At 48.0% G+C, this 12,735-nt stretch carries 9 protein-coding genes; 3 read left to right on the top strand and 6 right to left on the bottom strand.

Features of this window, described 5'->3' with window-relative positions; translation table 11 throughout:
* Window positions 1-21 precede the first annotated feature (21 nt).
* Both ACYVEA_RS28720 and ACYVEA_RS28715 read right to left on the bottom strand, forming a co-directional pair.
* A complete protein-coding gene (locus ACYVEA_RS28720) occupies window positions 22-600 on the bottom strand; it encodes a DsbA family protein (protein ID WP_461116860.1) in 579 nt (192 codons plus the stop codon).
* Between the two features lie 59 nt (window positions 601-659).
* Window positions 660-1,133: a nuclear transport factor 2 family protein gene (locus tag ACYVEA_RS28715; protein ID WP_461116859.1), complete on the bottom strand. Its 474-nt coding sequence runs from the start codon at window positions 1,131-1,133 to the stop codon at window positions 660-662.
* A gap of 550 nt (window positions 1,134-1,683) precedes the next feature.
* Here ACYVEA_RS28715 and ACYVEA_RS28710 point away from each other — a divergent pair.
* From ACYVEA_RS28710 to ACYVEA_RS28700, 3 genes are all read left to right on the top strand, one after another.
* Window positions 1,684-3,882 (top strand): tetratricopeptide repeat-containing sensor histidine kinase, encoded by a 2,199-nt coding sequence (locus ACYVEA_RS28710; RefSeq protein ID WP_461116858.1) that lies wholly within the window; start codon window positions 1,684-1,686, stop codon window positions 3,880-3,882.
* Window positions 3,883-3,969: 87 nt separating this feature from the next.
* The gene (locus tag ACYVEA_RS28705) at window positions 3,970-6,342 is read left to right on the top strand and encodes a tetratricopeptide repeat-containing sensor histidine kinase (protein ID WP_461116857.1); all 2,373 of its coding nucleotides are present in this window, start codon (window positions 3,970-3,972) and stop codon (window positions 6,340-6,342) included.
* A 60-nt stretch (window positions 6,343-6,402) separates the two neighbouring features.
* Window positions 6,403-8,670, top strand: coding sequence for a histidine kinase dimerization/phosphoacceptor domain -containing protein (locus ACYVEA_RS28700; RefSeq protein WP_461116856.1), 2,268 nt, complete (start codon window positions 6,403-6,405; stop codon window positions 8,668-8,670).
* A 35-nt stretch (window positions 8,671-8,705) separates the two neighbouring features.
* On the opposite strand, the gene ACYVEA_RS28695 is transcribed toward ACYVEA_RS28700, so the two are convergent.
* The 4 genes from ACYVEA_RS28695 to ACYVEA_RS28680 all read right to left on the bottom strand — a co-directional run bounded on the left by ACYVEA_RS28695 (window position 8,706) and on the right by ACYVEA_RS28680 (window position 12,714).
* Window positions 8,706-10,163: an aldehyde dehydrogenase family protein gene (locus ACYVEA_RS28695; RefSeq protein WP_461116855.1), complete on the bottom strand. Its 1,458-nt coding sequence runs from the start codon at window positions 10,161-10,163 to the stop codon at window positions 8,706-8,708.
* A gap of 54 nt (window positions 10,164-10,217) precedes the next feature.
* Window positions 10,218-11,006 (bottom strand): alpha/beta hydrolase, encoded by a 789-nt coding sequence (locus tag ACYVEA_RS28690; RefSeq protein ID WP_338877397.1) that lies wholly within the window; start codon window positions 11,004-11,006, stop codon window positions 10,218-10,220.
* Window positions 11,007-11,098: 92 nt separating this feature from the next.
* On the bottom strand, window positions 11,099-11,905 hold the full coding sequence (locus tag ACYVEA_RS28685) for an alpha/beta fold hydrolase (protein WP_461116854.1): 807 nt from the start codon (window positions 11,903-11,905) through the stop codon (window positions 11,099-11,101).
* Window positions 11,906-11,919: 14 nt separating this feature from the next.
* Window positions 11,920-12,714, bottom strand: coding sequence for an SDR family oxidoreductase (locus ACYVEA_RS28680; RefSeq protein WP_461116853.1), 795 nt, complete (start codon window positions 12,712-12,714; stop codon window positions 11,920-11,922).
* Window positions 12,715-12,735 lie beyond the last annotated feature (21 nt).

Raw genomic sequence — 12,735 nt, 5'->3', positions numbered from 1 at the left:
TATTGTCAATTTTTTACGGATTCATTCACCCCGTCCCCAGTAGATCATGCCGTTGGCAATATCCACTTGAGTAAGCACGGGTTGAGCGTACTGACTTACCTGAGCGTGAACAATTGGCGCTAAACGGGACTGTGTTAGCTTTCCGTAAAACCGTTGTCCACCAACGAAAAACGTAGGCGTTGTCATGACGCCGAGCTGCTGTCCTTCGTGTCTGTCTGCTTCAATTCGATGATGCAGTTCTTCACCTTCTAAATCGGCCAGAAACTGATGGTAGTGCAATCCAAGATGAATAGCAAGAATAGAGAGTGTGGAACGAGTGATAGTCGGTTGGGCAAACAAGGCCTGATACATGGACCAGAATTGCCCCTGCCGACGCGCAGCTTCAGCGGCAACCGCAGCCATTACGGAGGCCTCGCATCGCTCGTTGGGGAAGTGGCGATAGGTATACCGAACCCGACCATCGAACGCAGTTAGTATAGAAGCGAGTAAAGGTCGACTCCGGCGGCACTGGGCGCAGGTAAAGTCGCCAAACTCGGTCAGCTCGACCGTAGGTGTCGCATGACCCATGTCGGCAAGGAAATTGTTTGTTATCGAATCCATAAACGCCAAAAAAGAGAATGGTTGATCAAAAACGAAGTTTCTACGTAGAAGGCTAAGCGTCAGTTAAGCGAATGTAAAGCAACGTAAGTAGGGAAACCGGTCGTACACCGGAACCAACTCAGGTGCGTATTCACCTCGCCCATGTAGTAATACGCACTAACGATTTGTCCACTTTGAATCCGGTAGAAATGGGTAAATGGAGCGCTATACCACAACCCATTCTTTTCTCGCTGAAACTGGTAGTTGCCGATTACGATGCCACCAATTTGAGAGCCAATGACTTCACTGACAACTTCGTGCCATTCCGGGTAGGCGCTGTTAATTTGCCGCTGGTAGTGTCCGAAAAAATCCCGCCCCTGATGATTACCGGGGCAGACATGCCCATCGGCCAATTTCCAGGTGCAGTTGGGGTGAATAAAAGCAGGGGGCGATGTTCGAATCCATACGTTGAGCAAACGAACGTGAAGCACCTCAATTAGGATAGTCATAGACGGCCCAATGAGCCAGCGAAAGAAGATAACAAGCCGTTTCATGGAGATTGGATTGGGTTGAAATACAGGACGATTCCTGCATAAAGCGGGTCAACTCCTGTGCCACGAAACCGCCATTGATTCTACGTGGTAGAAAACAGCCAACGAAAGGCCCAGAGCGTGATATATCTCATAAAAGTCTGACCTGTAGACTTAAATTAGTCTGGGGAAACTCCAAAAGAATACGCGCATTTACCCTATAACTCCAATTTTTTTAGAGTTCGCGATCCTGGGGAAACAGGTAAGCAGGTCTTTTTGGTCCGACTAAAGGCATCCCAATTCGGAGCCATTTTTGTAGCGTGAATAGTAAGCGTTTATAGACGTCGGCGGTCATAAGTAACTGCTCACACGCCAAGTGCATTGAAGCCAATTGATCATGATAGAGTCAGTAACCTTTTTCTCGTTTAGTCAATCATTAGTAAGGTCGATTGGCTCAGCACGATCACTCCTGTTTATTTATTGGGTCTCTCCGTTTGTACGGGTAAACGTTTGCTTGTTTTTTGGTTTGCTTTGGGGGACTCTACCCACCCACGCACAAAACATAAACCGGAAGATGGCGAATCAACTGCTGGTTCAGTTAGCCCAAAGCAAGGCAGATACCGGCCGAATAAGAATCCTGTTCGAGCTGGGCAAGTATCAGCTTTTTAAACCCGGCAATGTGCCTGCGGATCTGGACAGCAGTCTGTCCTACCTGAACCGAGCCAAGCACCTAAGCGATTCGTTGCACCAGTTGACGTGGCAGCATGAAATAGACGCGGTACGAGTGGCTAATTATCTGGAGGCAGCCAACAGCCAACAAGCATATGCGCTATTTGACCGGTTGATCGCTGATTGCCGACGAACGGGCGATCGGGCATCCGAAGCCAACGCCCGTTTTCGCCTGGGCTACTGTATTTCATTTACGACGAAGAAGTATCCCGAGATTTTTGATAATTATGACCAAGCCATCGTCATTTACCGGTCGCTCCATAACCAGAAACAGGAACTGCTGGTCCTGCACGAAATTGCGGGCTTGCATACGAATCTGGGCCAGTTGGATTTGGCTGAGCGGGAGTTTCAGACGATCCTGAAACGCTACAAAGCCATCGGCTATCCAAAACTTCATTACACCTACAACTGGTTATCGACCATTAGCCGCCTGAAAGGTGATTTCAATAAAAGCCTTTTTTACTCGCTGCAATGTATTGAGAGCATGAACCGGACAGGCGATACGGTATCGGCAGCCAGTTTTTACGGCAATCTGGCTCAGATGTATTTTGAGTTGGGCAGGTATCGGCAGAGCAACGAATGGTACCGGAAAACGCTGGTTAAATGGCGGCAGGAAGGGTTACCAAATTACGGCATGTACAGTGCGGCCAACATTATTGTCCGGGATTTAATTGAACAGCACAAGCCAAAGGAAGCGCTCAAACTGATCAACGATCTGGTCACTCAGATTCCAACGATAAATTTCATCCAGAAAGGGTCGGTAGCACAAAGTTTCGCCTATAGCTACGATGCATTGAAGGATGATAAGTTAGCCGAAAAATACTACCTGGAGGCCATGCGGTGGTATATAGAGGCCAATCATGATTTTGAAATGTCGCGAAAGGCCCAGATGGAAGTTGGCCGGTTTTACCTGGAACGTAACCAGTTTAAAAAGGCCAATTTTTATGTGAGGCCTTTATTGGTTGATTCGACAAAGAAGAATTCACTTTCACTGCTCAAGGACATTCACTTTATACTGTTCAAAATCGACTCGGCAACAGGCGATTACAAATCGGCCATTTCTCATTTTCGGCTGCACAAATCGCTGAACGATTCCATCTTCAACGAAACGAAAAACAATCAATTCAATCAGTTAGAAGTCCAGTATGAGACGCAAAAGAACAAACAAAATATAGTACTCCTGAAGAAACAGAAAATAGTGCAGGATGGGGAGCTAAAACAGGCCCGAATCGTTCGGAATGGTATTCTGGGCGGGTCAGCCCTCTTACTTTGCCTGTTAGCGCTAAGCTATAATCGGTATCGGCTCAAACAGCGAAGCAATCAGCTTCTGGAAATCAAACAGCGTGAGATAAACCAAAAAAATCACACATTGGAGACCCTGCTATCCGAACAACAACAATTACTGACCGAGAAAGAATGGATGCTCAAAGAAATCCACCATAGAGTTAAAAATAACCTCCAGATCATTACCAGTCTGCTTCATTCTCAGGGAGTCTTTCTTAAAGACGAAGCGGCCCAGTCGGCCATTCGGGAAAGCCAGAACCGGGTGCATGCCATGGCCCTGATTCACCAGAAACTGTACCAGTCGGATCGGCTGGCGGCTATTCCGATGACTGGTTACGTAGCTGAGATCGTCGACTATCTAATTAAGTCCTTCGATCGTGAGAATACCATTAGCAAACGAATCAACGTAATGCCTCTCGAACTGGACGTTACGCTAGCGGTTCCACTGGGCCTGATTTTGAATGAAGCGGTGACGAACTCCCTCAAATACGCCTTTGTGGCTGGTAATCGGGGGATCATCTGCGTAGAGCTGACCGCACAGGATAGTCACTACCTGCTGGTGATAAGCGACGATGGTACGGGCCTTCCGGCTGACTTTAACCCGCAGAAAAGCCGAACGCTGGGTATGAGTCTGATGCGTGGGTTGAGTAAGCAGATTGGAGGACGTCTGGAAATCCGTCAGCATGACGGTAAAGGGGTTGACGTACGACTTGAGTTCTCGGAGGAAATTGTTGATAGAGAGCAGCTAACCGCACTATAATCAGCACATTATATGTGTAACAATCTGGCTGATTTGATTGAAATTGCAAAGGAAGACGTAAAAGACTATTCTATATAGTCATTGTTCATGAAACCAGTCGTTACGTTCAATCGCCGGCAATTGTCAATGAGGCTCCCTGAAGTTGTCTCGTCTGATAGAGCTACACTTCTGTTTTTTTTCCGGAGTCGCTTTCGGAGCTATGTGTTAGCGGTTGGCTTACTGTTGACCAGTCTGTCGGGCCAGGGACAGAACATAAATCGACAAATGGTCAATCAATATCTGAAGCAGCTAGCCAGTAACCCAAACGATACCAACCGCATTAACGCTCTGATTGCGTTAGGAAAGTTTCATGTGCTAAAGTACGGTGAAGTTAAACTGGATTTAGACAGCGCAAAAGGGTATCTGGATCAGGCTAAAGCTTTAAGTGCCAGGCTTCATTTGCCTGCCAAACGACACGCGGCCGAGACAATGCTGGTGGTTGCCCACATGGAATTAAGGGATACAACGGTGGGCAAATTGCTTTTTAATGAACTTATCAACGACTGTATCCAAACAAATGACAGGAATGGGCAGGCCGAAGCGCTGACCCGATTTGGTGCCTGTTCCGTGTTTACCACCAAGAATTTTCCGGTTGTCGTGGCTTGCTATACGCAGGCGGCTTCAATCTATAGGGCACTCGGGAACTACGAGTCCGAAATTTTGATCCTTCGTGAAATTGCCGCGTTTCATACCAATCAGGGAAAGTTGGATTTGGGCAATAGCGAGTTCGTCAATGTGTTAAATCGGTATAAAGCTATTGGCTATCCCAAGCTCCATTATACCTACAGCTGGCTATCTTACATCAACCGATTAAAGGGCAATTACGGCAAAGCCCTGGGCTATTCGTTTCAGTGTCTGGAGAGCATGAACCGAACTCGGGACACCTTGCTTGCGGCCACGTTTTATGGTGATGTGGCCCAGATCTACTGGGAGTTGGGGAAGCAGGAACAGGCCATCAGTTGGTACAAGAAAGCGCTCCAGAAATGGCGGCAGGAAAAACAGGCCGACCTGCCCATGTATAATGTAGCCAGCATTATTGCCCGAGATATGACAGCCCATCATAAAGCATTGGAAGCCATTAGCCTGCTAAAAAATATTGTCCGGGAAATACCACCGATCAACAAAGTTCAAAAAGGCTGTATCGCCCAAAGTCTGGCCAATTGCTACCAATCCCTGCTTCAGTCTGCATTAGCCGAGCGATACTATCTGGAAGCTATCGACTGGTACGAAAAGTCACATCAGAATACGGAGATGTCGCAGAAAGTTCAGGCAGAAGTCGGCCAGTTTTATCTGGAGCAGCAGGATATTAAAAAGGCGGGGCTCTTCCTGGAAAAAGCACTGGCTTTTATTCCCCAGAAACATGCCTTGTCGACGGTGAAAGACATCCACTACATGCTCTTTAAAGTCGATTCAGCTCAGGGGAAGTATCTGTCCGCCATTCATCATTTCCGGCTTCATAAAGCGTTGAATGATTCGCTCTTCAGTGAAACCAAGGCGAAGCAGATTGCCCAGTTGGAAATCCAGTATGAGACGAAAGAAAACCAACAGAACATTAGCCTGCTCAGGAAACAAAGCCACTTACAGGCCAACGAATTAGACCAGGCCCGAACCATCCGAAATACGATCCTGATCTGTTCGATTCTGTTGCTTTGTTTGCTGGGTTTGAGTTATAACCGGTACCGGATCAAGCAGAAGAGCAACCAGCTTCTCGAAACGAAACAACACGAAATTAACCAGAAGAACCAGACGCTGGAAACGCTCCTCGCCAACCAGAAACAACTGCTGACCGAGAAAGAATGGATGCTCAAAGAGATTCATCATCGGGTGAAGAATAACCTACAGATCATCACCAGCCTGCTCCATTCTCAGGGTGTATATTTGACCGACCAGGCGGCCCAGTCGGCCATCCGGGAAAGCCAGAACCGGGTTCATGCGATGGCTCTGATTCATCAGAAGTTGTATCAGTCCGACCAATTGACCGCTATTCCCATGGTAGGTTATGTGACGGAAATCGTCGATTACCTGATCCAATCGTTCAACCGGGAAGATACCGTTCGTAAGCAAATTTCTCTGACTCCCGTTGATCTGGATGTGACGCTGGCTGTACCCCTCGGGTTGATTATTAACGAGGTGGTTACCAATTCTCTGAAACATGCCTTTCCATTCAATCAGACGGGTATTGTTGGTGTTGACCTGAAAAGACTGGACAGCCAAACGTACCAGCTTACGGTTAGCGATAATGGTATTGGCCTGCCCGCCGATATCAACCCAAACCGCAGCAGGACGTTAGGCATGAGTCTGATTCGGGGGTTGAGTAAGCAACTAGGTGGTCGTTTACAAATCAATCAGAGCGACGGTGTACAGATAAGCCTGACGTTTACGGAAGAAAAAATAGTGAAAGAAATGGTCGGCAGCGATTAGCCGTTTTCGGGCATACGTTTCTTTTCAACCAATAATTCACACTCAATCCTAGATTCGTTGATGATAACGAGGAAGCAGCTTCTTATTCTGAGTATCTGGTGCCTGTTTACGCTACCGGCTCAGGCTCAGTTGTCTGCTCCACAACTCGATAGTGTGCGCCATCAGCTAAACCGCAACCGGAGCGACACAACCCAGGTAAAACTGTTATTGGAATTAGGTAAGTACACGCTTGGTCTGCCCACTCAGACCAAAGCCAATCTGGACAGCACCCTTCTGCTTTTTGAGCAGGCGTTAACCCTCAGCAATCGGCTTGGCGATCAAAAATGGAAAGAGGAAAGTCTATATCTGTTAGGTACCTACTACTTCAGAAAGAACGAGCTGGCACAAGGAAAAGCTTATTTCACTCAGGTGATCAAGGTCTATCAGCAGACTGGCAATAAAGGTCAGGAAGGCAAGGCCTGGTTCAGACTGGGTGCTGGTTTAGTAAAGACAGAAGAGAATTACACGGAGATTTTAACGGCCTATGGGCATGCACTGGCCCTGACGAACCAGGTCGGCGACCGGCAACAGGAAGTTATCATAAGGTCGGCCATAGGTGAGTTGCATGGTATACAGGGTAAGTTAAAGGAGTCCGAACAGGGGTACCTGCGCACCCTGACGATTCAAAAAGAGATCGGCGACAAAAGCATTTACAAAACGTTCTTTGCGCTATCGAATATTGGTTTTTATCGGGGAGATTTACACTCCGCGCTCTTTTACGCCCTGAAAATGGTCAGCAACCTGGAGGCAAACGGGAATAAGAGCCAGCTCGATGAGGCTTATTTCAGGTTGGGGAATGTTTATTTTGAGTTAGGGCAGATTGATAAAAGTATCGAGACGTATAGAAAGTCGCTGGCCATCAGCAGGCAAAAAGGCCAGGTGATTGTCGATGCAGCTATGGCGAAAAAGTTAGCCAGAGCTTTGCTCAAACAGGGGAAAGCACAGGAAGCACTGCAATTTTTGACAGCTATTGACCGAAAAAATCTGCCCCTTGTCGTTGATGACAAAATGACAATGGCCGAAAGTTTTGGGGAGTGTTATGCCGCCCTCAAGGAATACAAACGGGCAGAAGCCTATTATTTAGAAAGCATTGAGTGGAGCAAAAAAACCGCGTCCTGGGTAGCCCTGGTTGCCAATATGGGCATCGGGCGATTTTATGTGGCAACGAAGCAGTTTTCCAAAGCCAGTCCCTTTCTCCGGAAACTATTGTCGGCTCCCCAGGGTCAGGTGCCCGCCAATATCCTCATGGAAGTGCATTTAATGGCGTTTAAAGTGGATTCTGCGGCCGGTCGTTATGTTGCCGCTATTGCTCAGTATCAGCAGTACAAAGCGTTAAATGACTCCATTTTCAATGCTGTTAAAAGCAGGCAGATCAACGAAATGGAGATTCAGTATGAAACCCAAAAAAAAGAGCAGCAAATTCAGTTATTGACCGAAAAAGAACAGCGCCAGCAAAGCGAATTGAAGCGGGCACAAACAACCCGTTACGGCTTTATCGCTGGTGCTATTCTTTTAGTGAGTCTGCTCGGCGTTAGCTACAATCGGTACCGACTCAAACAACGTAGTCATCAGCTACTTGAGTCTCAAAAGCAGGAAATCAACCTGAAAAACGATTCTCTCCAGCAAGTACTCACCGAAAAGGATCGCCTTTTGGCGGAGAAAGAGTGGATGTTAAAAGAGATCCACCACCGGGTTAAGAATAACCTACAGATCATCAGCAGCTTGCTTCACTCTCAGGGCGTGTATCTGACCGACCATTCGGCCCAGTCGGCCATCCGGGAAAGCCAGAACCGGGTGCATGCCATGGCCCTGATTCACCAGAAGTTGTATCAATCCGATCACCTCGCCAACGTTGAACTCTCAGAGTATATAGAAGAAATTGTAGACTACCTGATCACAAGCTTTGACCGTCAGGATACTATCCTAAAGCAGATTGAAGTAGCCCCTATTGGGTTAGACATAACGCTGGCCGTTCCGCTGGGTCTGATTATAAACGAAGCGGTCACCAACTCATTAAAACACGCTTTCCCCTCAGGACAGAACGGTTTTATCGCCATTACGTTACTAAAACCTGATAGCAAAACCTACCGGCTTACGATCAGGGATAATGGCATTGGCTTACCTGCCGATCTCAACCCGAACCGAAGTCGAACGCTGGGCATGAGCTTGATCAGGGGACTTAGTAAACAGTTACGGGGCACCCTTCAAATCGATCAAAGCGACGGTGTTCAGATAAGCTTACAATTTACAGCTGATAGAATAGACCGAGGAAGGATTCATTCTGTATAATGAGCTATTTAGTTATAAAGCCATTCCAGTGAATGTTAAAAGGGATACTGCCGGGGTTCGTGCACTACACTGACCCACTGAACGGTGGTCATTTCTTCCAGCATGAAGTCTCCGCCAAAGCGCCCTGTACCCGATGACTTTTCGCCACCAAAAGGCGCATGTACTTCGTCATTGTCTGACTGGTCGTTGATGTGGATCATACCCGTTTCGACTTGTCGGGCCAGCTTCATACCCCGGTATATGTCCCGCGTATGTACAGCACCACTTAGGCCATATTCTGTGGCATTCGCCAGTGCAATGGCTTCTTCATCGGTTTTGAACGGCATTATACTTACCGCAGGACCGAAGATTTCATCCCGGAAAATGGGCATATCAACCGTTACGTTCGACAGTACCGTGGGTTGTATGACATTGCCTGCCACCTGATTTCCTGTTTCGACGACAGCCCCCATTTTAACCGACTCGTCAATCATTCCCAGAATGCGCTTGACCGCTTTTCTGTCGATCACTGGTCCGATAACCGTCTGTTTGTCGGCCGGATCGCCATAAGGTAACGTTCGGGTATGGGCTACAAATTTGGTCTTGAACTCTTCGTAGATAGATTCATGAACCAGAATTCGGTTCGTGGCCATGCACACCTGCCCCTGATGCAGAAACTTCCCAAAGATGGCACCCACAACAGCCTGACCAACATCGGCATCGTTAAGCACAATGAACGCATTGTTACCACCCAGTTCGAGTGCCGACTTCTTAACCGATTCGCCGGCAATTCGACCAATACTTTTCCCTACCGGCGTTGAGCCCGTAAACGAAACAAATTTAGACACCGTATGACCTGTGAAATAGTCGCCGATCAAATTTGATTTCCCTACCACTACGTTGAACACCCCGGCCGGGAACCCCGCTTCTTCTAATAATTTGGCAATGATCGTTCCACCCGTCACCAACGACTCCACCGAGGGCTTTACGACCATCGTGTTGCCAACCGCCAGCGCAGGTGCAATGGTGCGCATGGAGAGGTATAATGGAAAATTCCAGGGACTTATCAGGCTTACCACACCCAATGGCTTTCGGTACACGTACGATTCTTTACCATCAATGGTCGACGCCATTGTCCGGCCGTGCATCCGGGTGGGAAACGAGGCCGCTTCTACCAGAATATCATGCGCCTGTTGTACCTCAATAACACCTTTGATATAGGTACTTCCCGCTTCTTTGGTTAGCCAGTCGATGAACTCATCCTGCCGTTCGGAAATAAGCCGGGCGGCTTTGAGCAGCAAATCCCTGCGATACAGGGGGTTACTGGACGCCCAGGCAGCCGACGCGTTTTTGGCAACCTGAAAAGCGGTGTCTACATCACTGGTGGCGGCTGACGGCAACGAATGGATAACCTCCTCCGTAAACGGATTGAGGTTATCGATCGTTTCTTTAGCACAGCCATCTGTCCACTGGCCGTTGATGAATTGTTTGTTTAACGTTGTATAGGACATCATGATTTTATTTGTTAAAGGCCTTTTGTTGGTAGCCTGACTACCAAACCCGCCGAACTAAACAGTTGTGCTCTCTAGCCAATTCAGGATGTATTCGGCATCTTCACGCCACGTTGGCTGGCCCAATACAAAGTGATTGCGCCCCTCAAATTCTTTGTAATCGGTAATGGAGCGGCTGTCTTTGTACTTCATGTAATTGGTATGGTTCAGTGAAGCAGGAATGATGTGGTCGGTGCTCCCGGAGGTAATCAATAGCGGTGGGTGGTATTTGGAGAAATCAATATGAGCCGCTTCGGTTAGGCCATCCCTCGATACTTTCTTTGATTCCGGCACCACAAATTTGTCATACGCTTCGCGCTGAGCCTCATAAGGCATCCCGTTGGTAAATATGTACTGCCAATCCTCAAACGACATTAAATAGCTTTCGTCCGAATCGGTAAACAAGCCCAAAGGGTGCCAGGTCGATTTGTAAAACGATAGCTCAAACGTTAAGAGACCTTGTGGAGCAACAGGATGAATGGCTACGCCTGCGGTCCCCAAATCTCGTTGTAGTAAAAGCTGGACCATCAGGCCGCCAATCGAGTGGCCAATCAGGATGGGCTTTTCGGTATAGCGATTGGCAATTTCGGCGTAATGATCGGTCAACTGAGCCAGCCGGATGGAGGCAATATCCGGGTCGGGCTGACGGCTTCGGAGCTCAGCCGGCGAAGCATCCTTATAGGGCCAGGGCGGTGCACTACAGGCATATCCTTTTGCGCAGAAGAACGAGATCCATTCGTCCCAACAGTTATTGCCGACAAAGGCACCCGTAATAAATAGAATTGGTCGATTTTTGCTTGCTTCCATGTTCGTAGAAATGTGTTTAGTGAAAGATTTAGTAGTCCATCGACTGCTGACGGTATACTATATACGCTATTGTCTACAGTCATTTTTGACGCCTATTTGGCAATGTCCATGAGTACAGTTGTCACCTGGTCAGGCATCGAAAGAAACGGACAGTGACTACTATTGAGGGTGTATGTATTTTTTATACCTGCCGCTGTCACCATGCGCTTTTGCAGCGGCAGGCCTACGGCATGATCCAGCGCCGTATGCACGTAGTACTTATCTACTTTTCCAAAATTGGCAGCAGTCAGTGTCACGGGATTGGTGAAGGGAATAGCGGGTTCGGGCTGGTAGTTATCGACAACCAGTTTTTTTACCGCGTCCGATCCATCCTGAATAAAGATCGGAACCAGGTTCTCCGACTTGATACCCAGCGTCAGGTTGTCGGCCGACGGGACCAAGGCAGGGCCAAGCAGCGACGTGCTGTCTGTCAGGGCCAACGCCAGCAGCGACTGTCCGCTGGCTGGAAGAAACGCACCAATGTAGACCAGCTTATCAATTCGGGCCGGGATCTTCTCGGCCGTTGCGGTCACCACCACCCCACCCATACTGTGACCGACCAATATGACATTCCCGGATTGATTATTGATGGCTGCAATAACTTTGTCCCGATAGGCATCCATTGTTACCGTAGCCGGGGGTGTTTTGTCAGTACCGTGGCCCGGTAATTCGACAACGACAACCTTCTGGCCTTTTTGCTCCAGTTGGCTCTTGACATACTGCCAGGCATAAGGAGCCTGCCAGGCACCGTGTACGAGTACAAATGTGTGTGCCGGTGATGGGTCATCGTCATTTTTACAGGCGGTAAGCGTAACCAGCATGGCACTGGCCAAGAGGAGGGAGATAAGTAAGGTTTTCATACGTCTTGTGGGGTTTAGATGTTGAATCTTCTTGCCGCCCCCCATTCATATAAGGGATACGACAGAAATTGTATAAATGGGAGTGTTTTAGCATCGCTACCAACCGGATAGCTGAACTGTGGCCTGTTAGTTTGAAGTACTTTTAATACAACATCAGCTACCGGCTCTGGCGAGGGGCCGTTTTTTATCGAACTCGAATAGACCGATAATGCATTATCCCGGTCTTTCGTATAGGCGGCAATTGTTGGTTCAGCGTACTCAAATCCCTGTACCAGGTTGGTCTTAAAAAAAGCAGGTTCAACCACTGAAATACGGATATTGAACGGTTTCACCTCGAATCTTAACGACTTAAAAAAACCTTCCAGCGCATGTTTCGAGGCCACATAAAAGCTTTGAAACGGGATTCCAACCAGTCCGGCCAGGGAGCCAATAGTGATAATCTGACCACTTTTTTGGGCTCTCATCAAAGGCAAGACGGCTTTTGTCATGTTGACCGTTCCCCAAAAGTTAACCTCAAACTGCTTGCGGGCTAATGTCGAGCTGGTTTCCTCGGCACTGCCATTCAGGTCATTTCCCGCGTTATTTATCAACACGTCGATCACTACCGTTTTAGCTGATAAGGCAGCTAAACAGTTTTTTATCGACTCTTCGGACGTTATGTCCAAGGGTAATAGCATAAAGGCAACCTTGTGTTGATGCCGTTCCGGAAAACGACTGGTGCCAAACACGGTAAAGCCGTTTTCATGAAGTTTGTTGGCAATACTCAACCCAATACCTGAGGTTGCTCCGGTAATCAATACGGTTCGCATATCCATAAAGAGTTTACTGTG

Source organism: Spirosoma jeollabukense, assembly GCF_054777855.1.
This window is presented reverse-complemented; position numbering and strand designations above follow the sequence as displayed.

What these genes read in the sequence shown, in the direction of transcription:
- ACYVEA_RS28705 (WP_461116857.1), top strand. Translation starts at nt 3,970, where the DNA reads ATGAAACCAGTCGTTACGTTCAATCGCCGGCAATTGTCAATGAGGCTC.
- ACYVEA_RS28690 (WP_338877397.1), bottom strand. Translation starts at nt 11,006, where the DNA reads ATGGAAGCAAGCAAAAATCGACCAATTCTATTTATTACGGGTGCCTTT.
- ACYVEA_RS28715 (WP_461116859.1), bottom strand. Translation starts at nt 1,133, where the DNA reads ATGAAACGGCTTGTTATCTTCTTTCGCTGGCTCATTGGGCCGTCTATG.
- ACYVEA_RS28700 (WP_461116856.1), top strand. Translation starts at nt 6,403, where the DNA reads ATGATAACGAGGAAGCAGCTTCTTATTCTGAGTATCTGGTGCCTGTTT.
- ACYVEA_RS28685 (WP_461116854.1), bottom strand. Translation starts at nt 11,905, where the DNA reads ATGAAAACCTTACTTATCTCCCTCCTCTTGGCCAGTGCCATGCTGGTT.
- ACYVEA_RS28695 (WP_461116855.1), bottom strand. Translation starts at nt 10,163, where the DNA reads ATGATGTCCTATACAACGTTAAACAAACAATTCATCAACGGCCAGTGG.
- ACYVEA_RS28710 (WP_461116858.1), top strand. Translation starts at nt 1,684, where the DNA reads ATGGCGAATCAACTGCTGGTTCAGTTAGCCCAAAGCAAGGCAGATACC.
- ACYVEA_RS28720 (WP_461116860.1), bottom strand. Translation starts at nt 600, where the DNA reads ATGGATTCGATAACAAACAATTTCCTTGCCGACATGGGTCATGCGACA.
- ACYVEA_RS28680 (WP_461116853.1), bottom strand. Translation starts at nt 12,714, where the DNA reads ATGCGAACCGTATTGATTACCGGAGCAACCTCAGGTATTGGGTTGAGT.